General features: G+C 41.1%; 14 protein-coding genes and 1 pseudogene. 1 reads left to right on the top strand and 14 read right to left on the bottom strand.

Annotated elements, in window-relative coordinates; genetic code table 11:
* The 8 genes from AC0YOD_RS19665 to AC0YOD_RS19630 form a co-directional block, all read right to left on the bottom strand.
* Window positions 1-4,767: Ig-like domain-containing protein (locus AC0YOD_RS19665; RefSeq protein ID WP_475801020.1), on the bottom strand; the 4,767-nt coding region annotated here is incomplete at its 3' end.
* Window positions 4,768-4,878: 111 nt separating this feature from the next.
* On the bottom strand, window positions 4,879-7,254 hold the full coding sequence (gene galA / locus AC0YOD_RS19660) for a beta-galactosidase GalA (RefSeq protein ID WP_475801019.1): 2,376 nt from the start codon (window positions 7,252-7,254) through the stop codon (window positions 4,879-4,881).
* 105 nt (window positions 7,255-7,359) lie between these two features.
* On the bottom strand, window positions 7,360-8,895 hold the full coding sequence (locus tag AC0YOD_RS19655; RefSeq protein ID WP_475801018.1) for an ABC transporter substrate-binding protein: 1,536 nt from the start codon (window positions 8,893-8,895) through the stop codon (window positions 7,360-7,362).
* Between the two features lie 66 nt (window positions 8,896-8,961).
* The gene (locus AC0YOD_RS19650; RefSeq protein WP_475801017.1) at window positions 8,962-9,837 is read right to left on the bottom strand and encodes a carbohydrate ABC transporter permease; all 876 of its coding nucleotides are present in this window, start codon (window positions 9,835-9,837) and stop codon (window positions 8,962-8,964) included.
* Window positions 9,838-9,851: 14 nt separating this feature from the next.
* The gene (locus tag AC0YOD_RS19645; RefSeq protein ID WP_475801016.1) at window positions 9,852-10,760 is read right to left on the bottom strand and encodes an ABC transporter permease; all 909 of its coding nucleotides are present in this window, start codon (window positions 10,758-10,760) and stop codon (window positions 9,852-9,854) included.
* 212 nt (window positions 10,761-10,972) lie between these two features.
* The gene (locus tag AC0YOD_RS19640) at window positions 10,973-13,234 is read right to left on the bottom strand and encodes an AraC family transcriptional regulator (RefSeq protein ID WP_475801015.1); all 2,262 of its coding nucleotides are present in this window, start codon (window positions 13,232-13,234) and stop codon (window positions 10,973-10,975) included.
* A 563-nt stretch (window positions 13,235-13,797) separates the two neighbouring features.
* Window positions 13,798-14,499, bottom strand: coding sequence for an RNA polymerase sporulation sigma factor SigK (gene sigK / locus AC0YOD_RS19635; RefSeq protein ID WP_102713457.1), 702 nt, complete (start codon window positions 14,497-14,499; stop codon window positions 13,798-13,800).
* A gap of 157 nt (window positions 14,500-14,656) precedes the next feature.
* Window positions 14,657-15,412: a YheC/YheD family protein gene (locus AC0YOD_RS19630; protein ID WP_475801014.1), complete on the bottom strand. Its 756-nt coding sequence runs from the start codon at window positions 15,410-15,412 to the stop codon at window positions 14,657-14,659.
* 322 nt (window positions 15,413-15,734) lie between these two features.
* On the opposite strand from AC0YOD_RS19630, the gene AC0YOD_RS19625 reads away from it, so the two are divergent.
* The gene (locus AC0YOD_RS19625; RefSeq protein ID WP_475801013.1) at window positions 15,735-16,091 is read left to right on the top strand and encodes a YobA family protein; all 357 of its coding nucleotides are present in this window, start codon (window positions 15,735-15,737) and stop codon (window positions 16,089-16,091) included.
* 52 nt (window positions 16,092-16,143) lie between these two features.
* Here the strand turns inward: AC0YOD_RS19625 and AC0YOD_RS19620 are convergent, their stop codons facing one another.
* From AC0YOD_RS19620 to AC0YOD_RS19595, 6 genes and pseudogenes are all read right to left on the bottom strand, one after another.
* On the bottom strand, window positions 16,144-17,961 hold the full coding sequence (locus AC0YOD_RS19620; protein WP_475801012.1) for a vWA domain-containing protein: 1,818 nt from the start codon (window positions 17,959-17,961) through the stop codon (window positions 16,144-16,146).
* The gene (locus AC0YOD_RS19615; RefSeq protein WP_475801011.1) at window positions 17,961-19,019 is read right to left on the bottom strand and encodes an AAA family ATPase; all 1,059 of its coding nucleotides are present in this window, start codon (window positions 19,017-19,019) and stop codon (window positions 17,961-17,963) included. The genes AC0YOD_RS19620 and AC0YOD_RS19615 overlap by 1 nt, the downstream gene beginning before the upstream one ends.
* A 69-nt stretch (window positions 19,020-19,088) precedes the next feature.
* The gene (locus AC0YOD_RS19610; RefSeq protein WP_475801036.1) at window positions 19,089-19,811 is read right to left on the bottom strand and encodes a vWA domain-containing protein; all 723 of its coding nucleotides are present in this window, start codon (window positions 19,809-19,811) and stop codon (window positions 19,089-19,091) included.
* A gap of 33 nt (window positions 19,812-19,844) precedes the next feature.
* Window positions 19,845-20,360 (bottom strand): annotated as a pseudogene (locus tag AC0YOD_RS19605) (TerD family protein); the annotation flags it as partial.
* A gap of 165 nt (window positions 20,361-20,525) precedes the next feature.
* Complete coding sequence (locus AC0YOD_RS19600) at window positions 20,526-21,002, bottom strand: SRPBCC family protein (protein ID WP_475801010.1); 477 nt, start codon at window positions 21,000-21,002, stop codon at window positions 20,526-20,528.
* Between the two features lie 88 nt (window positions 21,003-21,090).
* A complete protein-coding gene (locus AC0YOD_RS19595) occupies window positions 21,091-22,053 on the bottom strand; it encodes a proline dehydrogenase family protein (protein ID WP_475801009.1) in 963 nt (320 codons plus the stop codon).
* Window positions 22,054-22,060: the final 7 nt, after the last annotated feature.

Raw genomic sequence — 22,060 nt, 5'->3', positions numbered from 1 at the left:
GCCTGGTTCCGCTACTTCTACTTTCGCTTGTGTTTCTGTAATCACTGCTTCTAGTGCAGTTGTATCGATGCCTTGTGTTGGAATTTTAGCTGATTCGAATGTCGCAAGGGCATCCTTAAGAGCTAATTCTGCTGCATCCACTTCCACTTGCGTCGCTGAAGTGTTTTCCTTCACTACTGTTGCTTCATCAATCGCTGCTGTTAGCGCATCAATTGCTACTTGCGGATATTGGCCTGGCTCTGTGCCTGCTTGCGCCGCACCCACTATCGTTTGTGCTTCTGTAATTGCTGCTTCTAGTGCTGCTCTATCAACTTGTGATTCAGCTGCATCTGAGACAATAATCTGCTGCAATAATGTCTCAGTCCGTCCGTCAACATGAGCTACAAGTACTACTGTTCCTACTTTTGTATATACAGAAGGATCAACCTCAACAAAAGTAATTGGTAATGTCTTACTTCCAAGTACACCATCTTCCATCGTTTGCGCCGAAACTGATGTTGGTAATACAGGCAATTCCGTATTCAATATTGAAATAGGTGCTAATGAGTCTATTGATGTTACCCCGTTAATATAAACGGTAATGCTCACTTTGCTATACATCCCCACCAAGGAACCATTTACCGTGTATGTTCCCGGGGTGTTAAGATCTGTATTGTTCATCATATCCCATTTCACTGCAATAGGTTGGGCATGACTTCCATCAAAGGTCACATTAACCGTTTTCGGCAGCGCTGGTGATGTGCCAACCGTTGTTGATACCGGTGAAACCGTGTCAATTGTTGCATTGGTATAGGACTTATAAATACCAACAGTATAGTTAATTTTTGCTCCCACTGCTGATGTCTGAGCGATTGTGAGCGTATTTGAACCGAAGATTAACGGTAAAGATTGCGCCGTCATATCCACGAATTCGCTTGTAATATCTGTGCCGTTCAATGAAATGGCAAATGTTGCGCCATGTTCTGAAGTTGGCATAATCAGCGTAACGTCTTTAGTTGGATCGGTAATTGACGCCTGATATGATGTATGATTAGGGTTGAAATTTCCATTCAGTGTTGCGTTTCCAAACTTAAGATTCGCGTCATATACCATATTCGGTGCGCTTGAGTTTGTCTTAACACTGATATCATCTACGGCCAAGTTAAACTTCGCTGAGTTACCATCATAAGGAACAAAAGCAAAATAGCCGCTTGTATAGGTTGAGTCTTGTCCAGATATCGTGATAGTTTCGTCAAGTGTTGCGGATACCGTACCATCTACAACAGTGATCGATAATGTATGCCAGCTACCACCAGCTTTAACTGCTTTAAATAGATTTGCAGGCAGTACAGCACTAGTCGATCCCTCTATTAAGGTATGCGTATTGGTAGCTTCACTAGTTAGATCAGCACGGTATAATTCCATTTTATTGGTAGCTTTATTAAACGCTACATTGTATCCAGCCGGTTGGTAGGTCATTTTTCCGGAGTGAGTACCAGATTTGGCAATCGGCTGCGTATTAACAAAGAATCGTAATGGTTGTGCAGTGCTTGTATAATCACTATCAAGCGCAAATTTCAAATCAAGCGTGTAATTGCTCCATTCATGCGCAGGTGTCTTTTCATAATAGAGAGCTGGTTCATTATTGACGATCATGACCTTCGCACTGCCATTTGTCTCATCAGTTTTCGGGTTCGCTATAACTTTCAAATTCGGATTAGTTCCCCAGAAAGTTGTAAAACCATCATTATTGTATGTTGCAGACTGTCCAGAACCCGTAATTGCAATTTCGGTTTTCGGCATTCCTTTCTCGAAATCCCAGTTGTTGATTAATGTAACAGGGTCTACTACTACTGGTGGCGTATAAGGTGGTACTGAACCCGCACCCGGTTGAAGCTGCACTACTGGATCAGCGTCTACACCACCGTAAACATCGATTAGATCATAGTAGGACATACCAGTATTTTTGCCTGGAGCACCAGTGCTATCGTAATTTCCCATTCCAATATAATTGAATGACGCTCTATCGAGTGTTGTTACTTCTTGGTCATTAATATAAAGTGTAACTTTGCCGGCAGTAGAGTAGTCAAACTTATACTGATGCCACCCAAAACTACGCGGTATTGTCGTTAACTTTTCAGCCGTACCATCAAGATAAGTGAAATAGTCTCTGCTAGCATAACCGTTAATTCCAAGCCCAACATGGTTGGCAGAAGTATTGTCATCTACTCTCATGTAAGATTGACCTCTAACATCCGAATCATTCAATCCTTCATTGTGGTCATTACCGGCATAATCACGACGTTTATCGAAGAACCAACCGGTTACGGTTTTGTTTAAGTTGTTTTTAAAAGTTCTACTGATTGCGACCCCGTTTGAATTTCCTTTTGCACCGCCGTTAATAAACAGAGAATAATGACCGTTGAACGGACCTTCAGCTGTATACGCGGTAGAAATAACAGGATTACCTTTTTCAATTGACCATTTTGTTGTGTCAATCTTCCCGCCTTCAAAATCATCCGAAAAATAGCTGTCCGAACGTAATTTCGGCGTGTTTGGATTATACAATTCGGAAGTAAAAGGGAAATCTTGACGGTTAATACCGATACGGTCATATTCCATCTTCGAATTGTCAAACGAATAATATAGTCGCGGATTATACGCTGATGTTGGATAATCGCTGTTTACGTTATCTACAAAAAACACATCACCATTTTGCGTCGGTTCCACACGTAAGTTAGCACTCTGATTGTTAATACCTTCAATATTAGAAAGATAAGTACCCGTAGCGCCCATAGCCAAGTCCATACCATGAACCGTATTAGGATCGCGAACGTCAGGTGCACTACCAATATCTGAAGTTACAATTTGATTAAAGACATTACCCGCCTTTAATTCACCATATGGTTGACCTGTTTCTTTATTAATAGCCTCTGCCGGAATCCTTGTGCCGTGTAATCTCTGTACATCACCGCCCTTGAAGAGAGCTCCAATGAATATTGCACTATCCTCCGCAGTATCTTGTTCCGCATCATGCACATAAATATATTCGAAACGGTTGCCGTAGTTATACACATCTCTCACCGGGTCAAAGTTTGGACTTGCACCAGGCATAGTTTGTGCTTGACCAACAAACGAAATTGCACGTCGTGGAGCATAGTAAATTTCGAGGTTCTTAAAAGTGCTAAAACCTGTATTCATTACTTGCAATCCCGCACCAAAAGCATTGACTTGTCCAACATGGTGAATGGACAAATTATAGAACGTATGGTTGTTATTGTATTTACCGACTCCTGGATAACCGCCATCCGTATTGATACCGCCCATACCCGTGTTTTCGATAACAAGGTTCTGGAACGTATTGTATGAGTTATCGCGCCAAACAACGATTCCAAATAGCCCCATATTAGTGATCCTGCTGTTTTGAATAGTAATATTATTAGTATTAATCAATGTGAACCCGCCATGCATGTATGCAGGACGAACAGCGTAGTCAGAATAATATGGCTGTGTACTTCCCGCTGCCTCTGCTGGTGGGTATGGAATTGCTGTACCACCAGCATACCAAGTTTCACCATAGCTCCAGCCATCTACAATATAATTATCTGATTCTGTAGCTTCGAGAGTGAATCCGTCGAAAGTGATATGGCTAACTTGTTTTGCAAGATCCGGTGCTTTTCCCCAATCCGCAATGTTCGGTTTATCAGAGCCTTGTAAACGAATAATCTCCTTCGTCGTCGGAACTACGATATTCAAGTTGTTCATATCCTGAGCACTTGTTACTCCCTCAGCTGCCGTTGGATAGTAGTAAAGCCAGCCTGTTTGTTTATCATAGTGATACTCGCCAGCTGTATCCAAGAAGGAAATATTTCCTTGCATGAAATAACGAGCATTAGCATTAATGTTGTATTTTGTAATATACATTTCAGGATGCGCAGAATCGAACGGTGAATGTATCACATTATTCGCTGTATCGATTCTGTTAATAGGAAGAGTGTTAGACTCGAAAGCATATCCTCCACAGTCAAAAACAAAAAGTTGAGCAATTTCTGCAACCTTTGCTGCTTGAGCTTTTACTAGAGCATCAATTTGAGCCGGAGTCAGGTCGCTCGATTTGTAACCCATATCTTTGTTTGAACCTTTAGTTGACAAGAAATAGGGGCCATTCCACGATGGGAATTCAGAATCCTCTACCTTATTGGGCGTACGGGCCATAATCGCTTTATTAAAGCTAGTATCTGCTTGAGTGCCAATATAAAGTTGGTTAAAGTTGTATTGTTCAGGATCAAGTTTAACTTTATATACTTTACCGACTGCAGATGCTGGTAAATATCTTAAGTAGTCCGTAGTATCCACGTCGGCAGCACTCGTCTGCTCCCAATCAGTTGTAATATCTGTAATAGGAACGCCACCAATTAAATGCGCGCTTCCAGGTGCTCCAAGGCTTTTATAATGAACGCGATGCCCATTAAACCCTGAATCCGCTTCGTTGAAATTCATTCCCTCAGGGATGTAATAATCACCTTCTTCTACAAAAACATAAATATCGCCAGTCATTGCTTGATTGATTAGACGAACAGCTTGTTGAGCTTTTTCAATAGTTAGAAACGGACGTTCATAAGTCCCTTCATTATCGTCGCTACCTGTTGGAGATACAAAAAACTGTGCATAAATATTATTCCCCGATGTGTTAGCGCTTACATTTTGAGTAATTGCGCCAATAGAACTGAAAATCAATGTAAACATTAATAATACAGTGATTATTTTTTTATAAATAGACTTACTCATTTTAACGTCTCCTCACATTTTTAAGAATCTTTTCGTATACTCGCAGCATCTCGCAAGTGATATTAGAGGCTCAGCATTTTCTACTTTGCCTCTAATATCCCCCGTACAGCTTCACTCCGAACGTACTACGACAACAGCTTCTTGCAAAGAAATCGAAGTTGCCCGTATAACAATGTCCCCTTGTTCCTTGTTAGCTTGAACAATTGCTAAACAATGTCCATTGAATGCTCGTCGAAGATTTGCTTTGTCAGGTTCGTGGCTGCTTGGATCACCATTTCCAACACCAACAATTTTTCCGGGACCTTCAATTGTAAACATAATCTCGTTATCTGCCGTAGGAACAACTTCACCAGCAGCATCTAATACGGATACTTTAATCATCGCAATATCCGTACCATTCGCTTTCATTTCTGTTTTATTCAGCTCTAGCCTAATATGATGAGCGGTTCCTGCTGTTGTCACAGTCTTTCTTGCTATTTCTTTCCCAGCTATTTTCCCTATCGCTGTCAATTCACCGGGAATGTAGTCAATCTTCCACTCGATTCGCGAATTTCGATCAACAGTCTTTTCGCCAAGAGTACGACCATTAATAAATAATTCCACCGTCTCACAATTGCTATAAGCCCACACATCAATCACTTGTCCAATCTTATCCGACCAGTTCCAGTGAGGAAGAATATGCACCATCGGTTCTTCTGTCCAGGCAGCTTTATAGTAATAATAAGCATCTTTCGGGAATCCGCAGCTATCCATGATCCCGAAGTGTGAACCGATACAAGGCCATTGATAAGGCGTTGGTTCTCCTCTGTAATCAAAACCGGTCCAAACGAATATGCCTGTCAAATGAGGGTGATTCACTACATCCTGCCATGATTTCTCGTGCGAACATGACCACTCCGGAATCTGATCTCCATAAGTTGAACAGTATCCTTTAACATCATCATTCTCATAGATGCCACGTGTAGTCGTACAGCTCGTACTCTCACTTCCGAGCATGATTCGGTCTGGGAACGTTTCATGATCGACAAGATATTGATCTTCTCTTTGGCCGTAGTTATATCCCGTTATATCTACGGAAAGACTGTATCCTGCGTCATTCCACCCATGATTCATGCATGAAATCGTAAAGCGAGTTGGATCAATAGAATGCGTAATTCTTGACAGCGTATCAAGCATTCTCGCTCCCATAATCGTTCCTTCTAATATTTCCTCATTCTCCATGCTCCACAAAATGATTGATGGATGATTTCGATCTCGATATAGTATCTCTTTCAGGTCCGCGATTCCGTCTGGGGATACATCGAGCTTCCTGTTTTCGTCTACAACGAGCATACCCATTCTATCGCATAGATCTAGAAGCTCAGGTGAGGGAGCATGATGCGAGCATCTGTATGCGTTGCATCCCATACTTTTAAGAAGCTTGATTTTATGTTCAGTTACTTGATCAGGCAGAGCGACTCCTACGCCAGCGAAATCCTGATGATTGCAAGTCCCTTTAATTAAATACCGTTCACCATTTAGGTAAAATCCACTATCTGCGGTAAACTCTATTGTTCGTACACCTAATGGGGTCCTATATACATCCACCACATCTTGTTCATTAGCTTCATAAATTCTCGTAATAACATCGTAAAGGTAAGGATTCTCAGGCGACCAGAGCACCGGCTTCATCAATTTCATCGTAGTTTCAACATCTGCTTGACTGTCTGCTTGAATGGTGATGTTCTCCGAGCTGGAAGCGACCACATTCCCTATTCCATCCGCAATTAAAGTCTTGATCATACAATTAACGGCATAAGGTTGTTCGTTACATACGGTTGTCGTTACAGTAACGTCAGCCTCTTCTTTACTTACCTTTGACGTGGTCACATACGTTCCGTGCCTTCCTACGTGAAGTCTTTCCGTCTTGTTTAACCAGACATGACGATAAATACCGCAACCTTCATACCACCAGCCTTCATAATCACTGGCATCAACTTTAACGAAAATTACATTTTTCCCCTCATCACCGTAACGTGCAATATCGGTAATGTCATAACTGAATCCCGTATATCCGCTTGGATGAGTTCCCATTAAATGCCCATTAACCCATACGGTACAGTTACGCATAACACCATCGAACTCGATCGATAGCTTCTTGCCAAGATCTACTGAAGGAATCTCGAAAACTTTACGATAACATCCAATTCCAACAGGTAGATAACCGTGGCTCTTATGATGTTTAACTTTATCCCCGTCATATACGTAATTCCCTTCCACACACCAATCATGTGGAAGATCGACAGCCTTCCAATCCCGCTCGTTCATTACAGCCTGTTCTCTTTCGTCGAAAAAAGCGATCTTCAGCCATTCCCCTTCTGCGATCTGCTCACAGTCGGTTAATCCACCTGTCATTCCTCCTTTTACAGCATGCATGATAGGTAGATCACCTAAATGGAACATCCAATCGGAGTCGAAGTTTTGTACTGTTCTTGGAGTTGTGTTCATCGGTATCCCTCTTTTCAATCCCTATTCATTAAGAAGAGCCGTCTTACTCCATATAAAAATGGCATTCAGGATTGGGACGGCTCCTTGCAAAATATGTGTATTTAATTATTTAACATTTGCTGCTTTCCAATCGTCGATCTGCTTCTGAGCATCTTCTATCAGCTTATCCATGCCTGCTTTCTTCAATCGATCCGCGTATTTAGGTAGCATCTCTGCAGGATCAACTGTTCCTGTCATCATCGCAGGAACCATTTCCCCCATGATCGCATTAACTTGAGCATATTCTTGTTTTAGCGAATCCGGGTTGTATAGGAAGCCCAGTAATGGAGATGTAGCAGATGTATCATTTAATGATTTCAGCTCATCCATAGACACTGGCGAATCTTTAAGCTGGTAATCATTAAATACGTTTCCATATTCCCAATTTACTGCAGGCAAGTACCCGGTATTCGGAATAAGCTCAATAATATCATTGTCTACTTTGTTATAGTGCGTTCCTTCGATACCGTTATTAAGTAAACGATACAAATCTTTATCACTATACAGCAAGTCAAGTAACATCATTGCTCTTTCTGGGTTTTTACTTGTTCTAGAAATAGCCGTCATTGTAGCAATAACTCCACCGGTATTAACATAAGCTGGAGCCGAGTCAATTACGATAGTTGGACTGCCTTGTTCAACAGTAGCCCCTTGACTGGCGCCTGGACCTCCGCCACGAGTCCATATCGCATATTTTCCAGAATTAGCCTCAGCCTTATAATCTTTTCTAGAAATTGCATCTTTCTTGATATAACCCTTCTCATACCACTCTCTGTATACTTTCATCAGATCCATGAATTCTGGGCTTTCCACACCGTTATAAACTTTCATATCTTTGTCGTCCACATTGATTACTAATGGGTACATGCTGTTACCTTGAACAGCATCGATCGTGAAGCCAGTTTCCATATTAAATAATTCAGGGAAGCTTGTCATTGCTGGCAAGTATCCAGCTATTCCAGGTTCGCCATTTTTAATTTGCTCTAAGTATGGAGTCAAATCACTTGGTTTTTTCACACTATTCACATCGAATCCATACTTGTCGACAAGCTCTTTATTAAAAGCAAGACCTCTAGCAATGAAATACGTTTGATAGTTCAAAGAACCGTAAATTTCACCATTTACTTTAGTAGCGTCCCAATACTTTGCAGGCACTTGCTCTAATATGTTTTTACCATACTTCTCTAGTAACTTATCTAGCGGTACATAAGCGCCTCCCAAAACATTGGACGCGTAGTTATTCGCCCACGAGGACGTGAAAGCAAGATCGTACGCTTCGTTCGTCGAAGTGATTACTTTCATTTTTTCATCGAATGCACCCCAATCGATGACGTTTAATGTCAGTGTTGCGTTGATCTTTTCTTTCAAAATTTTATTTACTGCATCCATAACAACCTTATGATCCGGTTGAACCGTACCTACTGTATACCACGTTAATTCAACTGGCTCTAAATCTGAGTCTGTTTCCCTTACATTTGATGATGGATCTGTACTTGCTTTCGGTGACTCACCGGAATTTCCAGTCTTTGCGCCACATGCACTAATGAGCAAAGATACAGCCAGGATCATGGTCATGCAAAGTAGAAATTGTTTTTTAAACATTTCTTTTTTCCCCCTATAATAATATCTATTGAAACTGCATTTGCAGTAACAACCAAGACTAGATGACTATCCTTTTACTGAGCCAACCGTAATCCCTTTTTCGAAGTACTTTTGGAAGAATGGAAATACAAACATCATAGGACCAGCAGCCAGTACAGCAAGCGCCATTCTCACCGATAATTCAGGCAACGATACGTTGCTAACCATCCAAGGCGGTACAAATGCACTCTTAAGAAAGTCCATATTCGATTGGATTTTGAACAACATATATTGCAAGGAAATAATGTCGGTATTGTTCTGAATAAACATCAAGCTCAAATAATAATCATTCCAATAGGTAAGCAAGTAAAACAATCCTACAGTAGCAATACCTGGCTTAGCGATTGGAAGCACAATTTTGAGATAGATTCCAAACTCTCTTGCCCCGTCGATTTTCGCGGATTCAATAATAGCTGGTGATATGCTTGAAAAGAATCCTTTCATGAGCATAACAAACCACGCACTAACTAAATATGGGACGATTAAGGCAAAAATTGTATCCTTCATATGAAGCTGATTAACTATTAATATGTACCATGGAATTAAACCCCCGGTAATAAGCATCGAGAAGAACACAAAGAACGTAGTTTTTTGAGCATAAGCATAATCTTTTCTAGATATGGCATATGCCAGCATCGTTGTGATCAATAATCCGACTATCGTACCTACAATCGAAACGGTAATGGTTACTAGATAAGATGTAAAAAGTTGCTTGGGATTTTCAAAAATAAACCGATAAGCCGAAAAATCAACACTCTTTGGAATAAAGGAATAACCATTACTGATAATATCCGCATCACTAGTTAACGAAACAGACAATACTAGGAACATTGGTGCTACACACAATAACGTAACGATGACCATTAAACTATGCATAGCTATGCTAGAGAGTTTAAGCCGCATTTCATTTCACATCCTTAGAACAGTGCATTTTCTCTGTCGTATTTTTTAATAATCCAGTTTGTAACGAGAACAAGTACAAATCCAACGACGGATTGGTAAGCGCCAGCAGCGGAGGACATTCCTAAATCTCCCATACCTTTAAGCGAACGATAGACATAGGTGTCGATTACATCTGTCGTTGCATACAGTAGCGAAGAATCCCGTGTCAAGTTGAAGAAAAGATCAAAGTTACCATAGAATATTTTTCCGACTTGTAGTAGTAGCAATAGCGTAATTAAAGGTTTTAACATCGGAAGTGAGATACTTTTGATCTTGTGCCATTTATTGGCGCCATCAATGTCAGCGGCATCGAACAATTCACTATCTATTCCCAATAAGCCAGTATAGTAAATGATCGTATAATAACCGACATTCTTCCATGTATTCGCACTAACCAGTAACGATGGCCAATATGAGTCTTCGTTATACCACAGAATCGGTTCCATATTTAACTTCAGAAGCATCGCATTTACAAAACCGTGATCCATATCTAGCAGGGCCAAAAACACATAACCGACGACAACCCAAGATAGAAAATACGGGAAAAACATAACTGTCTGATAAAATTTCACAAATTTACGTGACATCTCATATAAAATCAACGCAAGAGCAATGGAACACACAAGTAATATGATAATGAAGAACGCATTCAATACTACTGTGTTTCTAGTAATTCGCCATGCATCGTCACCTGAGAAAAGGAAACGGAAATTTTGAAATCCAACCCAAGAACTATTCCAAAAACCTAGATCGAATCGATACTCCTTAAAAGGCAGTATCAAACCATAGAGTGGAACGTAATTGAAAATGAAAATAAATAACACGCCTGGAATTGTCAAATAGAACAACTCCTTGTTCTTGCGGAAAGTACGTAAAGCTTTCACTCTGTTCACCTGCCTATAATGTATTGGATCGCCTTGCCGGCTACACCAATAAATATATCGGATCATATTCATCTTAGAAACTGACAAAAGTGCAGTTTTCCCTGCTGTTATGCGAAAAATTGGACTATCATTTTATAGAAAAACTGCCAAAACACAAAAAAAGTGGACAACCTGCGCTCAATTCGCGCTTGGTTATCCACTTTTTAATGCTCTTATTCTTCTTGAATGGATTTAATAAAAACATATTCTTTAGGAGAGCAACCAAATCTTTTTTTGAACAATCGGTAGAAACTAGTTTCGTTCGCAATTCCGACCTTATCCATAATTTGCATAACACTTAAATTAGAGGTTTCCAGATACTCCTGGGCGCGTACAATTCGAACTTCGTTAATGTAAGAAGCGACAGACATTCCCATCTGCCCTTTGAAAATTTGCCCAAGATATGCTGGTGACATCTTAAACAAGCTTCCTAACTTCTGCAACGATAAATCAAGATCAGAATAATTTTTTTGAACGCTATCCTTAATCGTTTCCACAATGACGTTGTGTTTTTCATGAACTTGATATTTCTCAGTACTAATTATCCGTCGAAGTAGATTCTTCATCTCGTCATGGATTTCTTCTATCGTTTCCAACTCGACAAATTTGCTATATACCGTGTTGAAGTCGATTGAAGACTGATTGTATTTGAAATCATTCATTTCGAATACAGTCGTAAAAATAGTTCTGATTAATAACATGACCGAAAATGGAATGTGATTGCCCGCTTGTCCGGAAATTTCCTGTAGAATGGAAAACAACATTTTTTCAGCAGCGTCGATATTGTTGGATTTCATCTCTTCAACAAACTTCTTCTCCAGTTGAACAGAATAGTTTAGTTCTTGGCTTTTGTTTTGCTTATCAACCAAATCCGGAGTAATAATCGTGTTCTTACCCATCACATAACGATAATTCGAATTATTCAGCGCGATATGATAACTCTGGGATAGTTCGTGTATTTCTTCAACGACCGACCCTATTGACACTGTTATTGAGAGCCTCAGATAGTTGGCAATGTTAGTTTGAAGCTCTTTCATCGATAATTGAAGATTTTGATATATGGTGTCATTTTCCTTAAGTTTGGAATAAGCAATAATCGCAAAATGATCTCTTTTCATGTCCAATGATTCATTCATGAAACGCTCGGAAGTAGTTTCTGAAGAAATATTGACGATAGCATAGTTGAACAGTTCTATATCTCTACTGCTATTACTGTCTTTAAACGATTGATAATTGTCGATTTTCACTACACAAACAACGAAATTTCCATCCAAATCTAATGAAAGTCGGCTATGCTCATTTAAAATGTTCAACTCTTTTTCACTAGCAGCTTCACTATCAATGAGCAAATTTCTTAAGTAATAATTTTTTAATGTCAGCAGGTTATCCTGCTCGTTGCTTTGAGCAATAGTTACTAGTTCAACGAACTTACTATAAGAGTTATGAAGGAAACCAATCTCATCATGATTAGTATCATCATCCTCGTCTACAATCAACTGCTCAGAACGCATTCTCTGAACAAGACTTCCAATTGGTCTGTAGATTCGTTTCGATAATGTAAATGAAACGAGAATACTCAATGCCAGAAAAATGATCGTCATGATCACAATACTTATTTGAATTTTATTCATATATTTTAATACATCCGAGAGATGTTGAGTTTTTATTAAGACCCAGTCAGCCCCCTCAATGTACATATAAGTAACGAAATAATTGCGACCCCCGATTCGGTCGATTAGATAGCCGTATTGCTCACCTTGCTCGATCGACTTTTCAATTTTACTATCAAACAGTTGTTGGATTGGCACTTGCAAACTTTGGTCAATGCTGTCGTGATTAATGATTTGACGTTTATCGCTAAGCAGGAAAAGTTCACCTTTCGCATCGTTAGTATTAATAATTTCCAAGTTATTAATAACCAAATCCGCACTAACATTGACAAAAACGGCGCCGTCGAAGATACCATTAGGACTGGTCGACTCATACATGACATATGTAAATACCTTGTCATTGCTTTTAGAATCTGGTCCTTTCCTCGCAATCGGTTCCAGCATTGGAACAGTCTTATAGCTATTAAGCGTTTTCATTAACTCCTCATCTTCGTAAAACATTCCATTGTAGGTAGAGAAGTAGAGATCATCCTGCGGGTTATAGACATAGATCGATTGCACTAGCGGATTATTGTTAATGATTGACGTAGTCATTTTATTTAAGGTCTGATTGATATCAAAAATTTTATTCTCTGTATCGCTTACATTTAGCAAATAGTCCGCTTCCGCACTAAAGTATATCGAAGAAATAAGATTTTTAACGGTATCGTTCATGTAGGTAATGTTATATTTCATCTGATACAACGTTTGTTTATTCAATGAATAATTGTTCTCTACCACATTTTTCTTCACATTATAATAGATCGTGACCGAGAAAATAGTCACTAGAAGACATATTACAACCGCGATCCATAGATATATTCCTTTAAAATAATTTCTGTTTTTGAAAAAAACTCTACGCTGCAACTGTACCCCACCTTGCACATCTGATTTTTTATGAAAGTGCTTTCATTATATGGCAAATCGGATAAAATCAGCAATAAAAAACGGCATCTATTAAATTCAAAAAGAGACACAATCATTAGCATAACTGGATTGATAAATAATGTAAACCATAAATTCATAATTGATATTGTCGTGGATAGGATGCAAAGTTGTTTCTTTTGTCTTATCGCTTTACATAAACAAACGATTAATTAACAAGTTGTATATACTGTAAGAATCTCTTTACCATTACGGCCACTTCCGCATGACCTTCATTAGCAGATAGCTCCAAGTTTTGCTATCTCAATAATATGACCTAATAAACAAATTCAACCTTCGTTATGATTTGTTATTTTTTTCAACCAACACATTTGTAATAATTACATAAAGAAAAGCCACGTTACGAAGACGTGGCCATTAAGTGTACAAAAGAACTTATTCGAACAATAAAAATAAATAGCACGTCACCGCTTCACTTTATAAAACTCATGATAAAGCTTCATCAACGCCCTTTTCTCTATCCTTGAAACATAGCTCCGACTAATCCCAAGCTCCTTCGCAATCTCCCGCTGCGTCCGCTCATCCCCGCCATGCTCCAAACCAAACCTTCCAATGACAACTTCCTTCTCGCGGTCATCCAATATATCAAGATTTTTATAAATCTTACTCTTTTCGATCTTTAGCTGCACCCGGTCCACAATATCGTCCGCCTCGGTGCCAAGGATATCAATCAACGTAATCTCATTGCCTTCCTTATCCGTTCCAATTGGATCATGAAGCGATACGTCCTTACGTGTCTTCTTCAATGATCTCAAGTGCATAAGTATTTCGTTCTCAATACAACGAGCTGCAAATGTCGCAAGCTTCGTGCCTTTCCCGGTTTGGAAGCTCTCAATTGCTTTAATCAAGCCGATTGTACCAATACTAATTAAGTCCTCCAGATCCTCACCAGTATTATCAAACTTTTTGACGATGTGAGCGACCAACCGAAGATTATGTTCGATGAGCAGGTTACGGGAACGCTGATTACCTTCGGCCATTAATTGTAGATGCTTTGCTTCCTCCTCCTCTTGAAGAGGCTGGGGAAAAGCATTATTTTTGACATAAGAGACAAGAAGTGAAAGCTGTTTAATAAAAAGCGCAATCGCTGAGAACAGTCCAGGCATTTACCGTACACCCCCACGTTGTATTTACTTAGATGATAAGCTCAATTAAGCTTTATCTAAGCAAACTAAAGTCCGTTCTTTAGTGTATGTGGGTAAAGGCCTAGAAGTGCACGTACGACAACATAGGCAGAGAAAAATACGAATGCTGCCGGATTGTTTATTTGTATCTGCCATATTGCTTGGAATAGGAAATAATTCGTCGGTAAAGCTTCTTATTTTTCATGTTCTTTAACGGATAAAATTGCGGTCTCGTATTTACTTCAAGAATCCATGGATGTCGATCCCAATCCAACGCTACATCGAGGCCGATCTCCCTCATTCCTTTTAAGCGGCGCTCGAAATTTTTCCCAACGGAAACACCTAGCTTCAATAATTTTTTCTTCATTTTTTTTGTTGAGGCATCACTATATCCTGCGCCTGACAGTGTTTCACGGAGAAAACCTATTTTCCCGCCTTGATTATAATTTGTGGCTACCTTTCCCGGACTGCCTATTTTCGCGAAGATAGCTGTGCTTTTCCAATTTCCGTTATTTGTTTTTTGGACCATCACACGAAGATCGAACGGATTTCCGTTTGTTCTCGCCAAGTGAATACCCTTTTGCAGCAAAAAAGATCTTCGATTGGAAAATCGTTTCAATTTCTGAAATAAGTCATTCATGGATGAGTAATACGTTTTGACCGTATTGTATTGAATTTGGTAACCGCTGTTTTTTTTCTTAATTCGAATGATATTTGCTCCGCCTGTACCACCCGTTGGCTTGAAGAATACAGTAGAAAACATAGATAGCATTGTGACTAGGTTTTTCCTATTGAAAAGCATCGTTCGAGGAACATATCTGCGTAGATTCGGCTGCTTCAACAACCAACTCGTTTTTATCCATTTGCTTTTAAGTGAACTGCTTTTATATTTCATCACTGTACCTCCTTCCCCCATACTATATGTAGAAAGAAGAAGGCCGGTCGCCATTCCTGCCTATAACCTGAGCTTTACTGCTGAATAATTCGCTTCTCTATAGTGCTCCTCATGCCGATTACACCTCCCATTAACCACCCTGTTAGCGCAACAATAGGGGATGCAGCAGCGTCAAAGTTAATACGAGCAACACAGCTCATATCACAAGAAATAACTAGACTGCTTGAAGAAAAGAACGCATACGAATACTTAAAACGAACTCAAAAATTACCACCTATATCAAACACCTAATTTAACCCCCAACCAAAGGAGACATCCTACGATGAAATATCTCATTCTACTAACTACAATACTGGTTTTCATTACAGGCTGTTCAGCGAAAGGGAACAGCAATAATCTATCCGAGAAGCGATGGAACTACAAGGAAGGCTACATCATTTCCAAAGAGGATAATCGCGTGTTAGTCGTTCGAGATACCGATGCCTCAAAAATCAACAGTAAAACTGTCGCACAGCTCTTGGAAGAAGCTCAGCCGGATGCAGTATGGTTAACTATAAAAAGCACAGGTGTATATAATTCCTTAGCAATCGGAGATCACGTGAGTATTGCCATCGACGGCGGCATTGATCAGTCCTATCCTGCTCAGGCATTGGCTCAAAAAATAAAAAAACTTAAATAGCACCCATCCCCCTCCTTTCGGAGTGAAACAGATGCTACTGATAACAAAACGATCAATCCAATCGAAATATCGGCCCTTTCGGTATAAAAGGCAGATGCTGGCCCTTCGGTATCATATAGGCGTGTTCACGTCTCACATAGACCTTGTCACAGTAACCATCCGTAATGACGAGAATCGGACCGTTTTTCGGAAAATCCTCCGCCCGCTCCAGCAGATCAATGCCCGGCTGGAGCACCGTTCCTCCACGACCTTTTACCCGTACTTTATCGGCAATATCCTCTGGTTTCATATAGCCTTGATCATAAGCCGCCGCATCGCAAAATACGACCCTTGCCGCATATACATCCCTCGACATGCAATAGCTGGCAATCGCTCCAAGCGCCTTCGCAAGCAATTTCTTATCCATAGATCCCGAAGTATCCAGCACAACCCCAAAGGTTCTGCCGTCATCCTCTCCACCATGATCCACCCATTTCGGCCTAGCAATATCAGGTGTTGAGGACTGTCTGCGGCTTACTCTGGCATACGTGCGCACCTTCTCAAGGGGAGAAAAATAACTATCGAACCATTTCGCCAATTCAATGTCCCACTTGATTGCCGGTTGTCCTAGCGCCTTAATCTCTTCAATTAGTCCTGCGGGAATCAGAGTACGATTCATCTCTTCGTGATAGATCAGCCCCTGCTGCAAGGCATTTTTGCAAAAGTCATCTATACTCGTTCCATCTCGTGGATCCCAAAAATCCTTGCGACCCTTATCCAGCATATCCGCGCCTCCAACACCGCGAAGCGTAGCAAGCTTACGATAGGTGCGTATATCCGTAACAATTCGATCATAGATAGATTCAGCGGATAAGCCCTTCATAGAATCATCAAGCAAAATGCCGACTTGTGGAAACTCGCCAACTCGCATCTCTACAAGCCAATGGTTAATAACGTAATCGCAAGCAACATTCCATAGCTGATGATCACGGCCCTGACAGCGCTCGTGATGTCGAAGCCCTGCATGAAGAAGCTCATGCGCCATAACGAATTTACATTCCTCTTCATTTAAACCTGCTGCTGGATTCATATAAATCTCTTTATCGATTACGTCAATGGCAGCAATGGAAATATCGAAGCGATGACAAAGTGTTGCATCCTCAATGAGTTTAAAACCAGCAGCAAGAGCACCAAGCAGCGGATAATGATCAATAAACCAGTTTCTCGCCTTCGCGCTGGGTGTCAATTTACCCTCATGTCCCATGATCGTCGTTTCATACCCCGCAGCTACCTTTACCGCTTTTGTGACGGCCAAAGAAAGACCAGTCGCGAAAGCGGCTTCCCACTCTATTTTTCTATTCCCCCGATAATAGGTCGGCTCCTGCGCTTGATAGATCATATCCGCTGATTTTTCTCCAGCTGTGCCATGATACTTCAGTGCCTCGGGCACACCTCTCTCTAGAAATTGCTCATACAGCTTTTGCTCACTGCTTACCGGCATATCAATTTGAAAACCAAATGTATCCGGTCGCTTCCCAAGCTTCATATCATATAGGAACTTGGAAACATAAACATCGCAAGCGATATTCCAGAGCATTGCATGTTCCTTTTGCTGAAAATGACCAAATCCGAGATGCAGCAGACAGTGCGCAAGCACGTATATCCACTCCTCCACCTCAGCACGCCGCTTGGGATGTGCATGAATGGAACCATTTTGCGTTACAATTGCCCAGCCATCCTCGGGACAAAGTTGAAAGCTATCCTGTTGTCTTCGAAAGTGTGTGTGGCTGGCAAGCGGAGAAAACATAGGATGTGTGTGAATATAATCCACTGCCTTGTCATAGTTCTGAGTAGCTATATCCAGTGTATTTAGCTTTTTTTTATTTTTCATTATTTATCTCTGCTAGCCAAACGCGGCAAATCACGAATAATCTCAACCGTTAACCAGCCCGGCAGCATCTGCCCTTCTCCATGGTCAGCAACGACAAGCTGTGCCATCTCCAGACTAATTTCACTCAGATCCTTGATGAGCGCTTTAGCACGATGGGCAAAGCTTCGGTGATCCTCCTTCAATTGATCCTTCTTTTCAGGAAGCGTCTTAATGATTTGCGCGCGGAAGGAAAGAGCGAGGAAATAAAGCAGGTCACGATCGCTTGCATCTGCTGGGAATCTTGCATCTCCGCTAATGATTTTATTTAATTGAAATTTACCATTAATATTTTTGTGGAATGCTTTGAATTGCAGCGCATGATCCGGTGATAGGCAGCCTCTAGCCAGCACTTCAATCATTTCAAGAGATGGCTCATTATGATATTCATTGAGCGCATCGCTCAGCATATGCCAAGAGCGGGGTGTCGAGAAAGGCTCCTCCGTCTTTGGCGGCTGCGTCCAGAGATGATCGGGACGCGCCAAAAGATATTCGATAACATGAGAATGAATGCCGCTGCTATAAGCCCAATCAAACCATTCTTTAGGTGAAATCTTAAGCTGGACGTGGAACATACGGTTAATGAGCGCTGAAGACATCGGTTTCACAATCGCGCTATCCTGCGCCCTGTTGCCCGCTCCGATTACGATTGAGCCTTTTGGAAGATGATATTCGCCAATTCGACGCTCATGGATCAAGCTGTAAAAGGCTTTCTGAACCTCCTGAGAACAGGCATTCAGCTCATCGAGAAACAAGCAATAAGGCTCCTCACGCGCAATCATCTTCGGTGGACAAAATACGCTTACGCCATCTTTTATTTGCGGTACGCCGATAATATCCTCGGGGGCAAGCTGACTGCCGAGCAGTGACACACAAGGTAAACCCAAATCAGCAGCAAACTGTTCAACGAGCGAGGATTTCCCAATGCCGGGAGGTCCCCAAATAAATACAGGACGGACGACAGCTACATTTAGCAGCAGGTCCATCAATTCTTTTTGTGTAACCGAAACGCCAATATTCATTTATAGGTTTAGCTCCTTCTATTCTACTAAAATAATTCTCGTACCGCTCTCATCCGTAACCTTCAACCATTACTTACGCAAAATCCGTTTCGCCGTCGCCTCTTTGATCCACAATGGGAATTCAGTCAGCAGCTTGTCATAAAGAACCTCATCTGATATCGCGCCAATATCGTCCAAATGGAAGAAGTTCGCGTTGTCTACGATTCTTCCCTCCATCGTATCCAGTTGCTTCAGTACCTCGAAATCAGAATTTCCAATCCCCACAAACTGCCAGAAGATAGGCTGAATCGCTGCATTCGTAATGACCTTCTTAATCGGCTTCACAACGCCCCCGTCATTAATAAATATAATAAAGACAGGTGTTGGCGAATCCTCTTCCTCTGTGTATTTACGAATGACATCCTCCATAACCGGAGGTTCATTATTGCGGCCAAACTTATGAATGTCATTATTATTCAGTATATGCTTTTGCACATACTGGTCAAAATCCTTCTCGGTAACCGAAGGCATTCGGCTAAAATGGGTATCGTACACCCATACATCTAAGGTCGCATTATCATCAAATTTACAAGCAACTGCCAGTATCCGCTCGACAACCTCTTGCACGGTTCCATTTCGGTACAATGTCTGCATTGAGCCTGTTATATCAAGAACGATGCCAACTCTAGCTACTACATTCGTTAGTTTTTTCTTCTCTAACGTGATTTGAACAAGGTTCTTGCGCAAATCAATTTTCGATAGGACGGGCTTTTCTAATACTGCTGCCGCTGCCGCTGCCGCAACCTCTGGTATAGACTCTTCAATCTCTAATCCAAAGTTTGTGCATAGCGCCTCCAGTCCTCCAAAAAAACCGCTCCCGATTGCGTTAAACTTCCATTCCCCGTTATACCTGTACAGCTCACCTACTACGATAGCCGTCTCTTTGGATAATTCAGAGCCATATTGGAATCGTAATAGTTCTTCACCTGTATCCGCGTTCAGCAGCCTAACGTACAAGCCGGAAACACCCTGCATATAATGACCTTTTTTCTCTCCCTCATGGATCGTTACCGTAAAAGCGATCTTCGAAGTACTAGCCGATTGCTTAGGAAATGATATACGTATGCTATCTTTATCGGCAGGGAGACCAGACATATGAGCGATAGCGCCGCTTCTAGCCTGCGGATTACCGTAAAAGATAAAATCCTCATCTCTATCGCAACGGTTGCGATCAGATAGTATAAAAGCAGCAGCGTCAATACTCATAGCAGAATCACTAGTTGTCCAACCAAATTGCAGGCTAAGATTTGTTATGCTCCGCCCTTTTGTAACGTCTACCTTCTGCCCTTTAATTAGCTGCATATGATCAACTCCTCGAAATAACTCTATTAAACGGTCTCTTAAATGAGTGATATATGTTATAAATCCATCTTGTATTTATCAGAAATCGTTTCTATCATTATAACAATAAAAACCGCCATATTCAGGCGGTTGCAGGTTTGCATCAGCAATATATTTATTTTATTTTTATGAAAAGCTCTCCGTAAGCTGTGAATACCGTTCATACCATATTTCCCATTCGTTTTTGCGTGATTCCAGCACCCTGCCATCCAATAATGCTGAAATAACTTCTAAGCATACATGCCAACCAGCAAGATCCTTTGGCGTATGTGCCGTAATTTTACTTAGCTCTTCAGTTAAGACCAATCGGCAGCCTTCCGCCTCCGGATAAAGCTCAAATCTAACGCTGTCCTCGCCCCATGTATATGCCAAAACCGAATGATGGTTAAGCGCAATGATTTCAATATCCAGAAATGAACCATCCCGCATATCAAACTTAATTGTCCCGCCTTCACGAAGGTCTTCGACCCGAAGCTCAGAGAACCATTTAGCCAGCTTATCATTTTCTGTTAAGTAGGACCAAACCTCATCAACGGAATGCGAAAAAATACGCTCAAAACGAGCCGTATATCCATTCTCCATTTGTTGTATAGCTGCTAACATATTCATCCTCCTTCGAGTCGAAAAACATATTTCTTTAGTTAAGATCCATTATAACATTCCACTCTCATACTTGCTCAACCCTCTCTACTTAGTATAACGATTCTCTAGCAGAGTCAGGTGTCGTCATATCCGCAAGCGCCCTGTAGATATGAGGTGGGTATTCGGCAAGTCGATGGCAGAAATACAAATACCACTCTGTCCCATACGGTACATAAATTTTTGTACAATATCCTTCATCCTTGAGCCTTTTCAGTAGATCCCCCCGAATGCCATAAAGCATCTCAACCTCTACATTTGGACCCTTCAAAAATCCCTGCTGCCGAGCAGACTCTATAAGGGTCTCGTCATGGGAAGCGATTGAGAGCTGTCTGCCAGATGAGAGAATCATTTCTGCTAGATGAAGATATCTATCGCTTAGCTCCTCTGACCGAGGAATTGCAATTCCCTTCGGCTCTTGATAGGCGCCTTTAACCAATCTAATTCGTCCGGGAAAGCGTTCGATGTTCTTCCAATCCTTTTCCGTACGATTTAACTGAGCTTGCAAGGTGATTCCGACGTTCGGATACATCTCACTTGTTCTTTTGTATAGCTCAAGAATCTGATCTGTCTTTGCTGACTCCTCTGCGCCAATCATAACCGTATTTCCATACAAAGCCGCCTCTTTTGCCAGCTCAACAAGATGTTGAAAAGCAAGCTCCTCATTGATAGTCAGCCCGATATGAGATAAATCAACGCTTATCGTTCCTCCGCCTCCAGCTGTCCCTACCTTACGAGCAAGCTGTAAAAATTCATCTAATGCCGCTTCGCATTCCTTCTCATCACGAATATTCTCTCCAATATATTCTAATGACACTTCATATCCCTTAGTCCGAAGCGCGAGTGCTTCCGAAACAGCCTCATCACTTGTTTCACCTGCAACATATCTCTTCGCGGCCCGAAGGATGAGCGGATACAGCTCCTTGGCATTTTTGAAAAACGACTTGATTTCTTCATTGCGAGCGATAGACTTAAGGGCATGTGAAGCCGAAATTTGCAATTCCATCTCATTCATCCTGAAT

The organism is Paenibacillus sp. J31P13, from assembly GCF_056269295.1.
The sequence above is the reverse complement of the archived record's forward strand: the minus strand, read 5'-3'. Positions and strand labels throughout refer to the sequence as shown.

What these genes read in the sequence shown, in the direction of transcription:
- galA (WP_475801019.1), bottom strand. Translation starts at nt 7,254, where the DNA reads ATGAACACAACTCCAAGAACAGTACAAAACTTCGACTCCGATTGGATG.
- AC0YOD_RS19655 (WP_475801018.1), bottom strand. Translation starts at nt 8,895, where the DNA reads ATGTTTAAAAAACAATTTCTACTTTGCATGACCATGATCCTGGCTGTA.
- sigK (WP_102713457.1), bottom strand. Translation starts at nt 14,499, where the DNA reads ATGCCTGGACTGTTCTCAGCGATTGCGCTTTTTATTAAACAGCTTTCA.
- AC0YOD_RS19625 (WP_475801013.1), top strand. Translation starts at nt 15,735, where the DNA reads ATGAAATATCTCATTCTACTAACTACAATACTGGTTTTCATTACAGGC.
- AC0YOD_RS19630 (WP_475801014.1), bottom strand. Translation starts at nt 15,412, where the DNA reads ATGAAATATAAAAGCAGTTCACTTAAAAGCAAATGGATAAAAACGAGT.
- AC0YOD_RS19600 (WP_475801010.1), bottom strand. Translation starts at nt 21,002, where the DNA reads ATGTTAGCAGCTATACAACAAATGGAGAATGGATATACGGCTCGTTTT.
- AC0YOD_RS19620 (WP_475801012.1), bottom strand. Translation starts at nt 17,961, where the DNA reads ATGAAAAATAAAAAAAAGCTAAATACACTGGATATAGCTACTCAGAAC.
- AC0YOD_RS19650 (WP_475801017.1), bottom strand. Translation starts at nt 9,837, where the DNA reads ATGCGGCTTAAACTCTCTAGCATAGCTATGCATAGTTTAATGGTCATC.
- AC0YOD_RS19595 (WP_475801009.1), bottom strand. Translation starts at nt 22,053, where the DNA reads ATGAATGAGATGGAATTGCAAATTTCGGCTTCACATGCCCTTAAGTCT.
- AC0YOD_RS19615 (WP_475801011.1), bottom strand. Translation starts at nt 19,019, where the DNA reads ATGAATATTGGCGTTTCGGTTACACAAAAAGAATTGATGGACCTGCTG.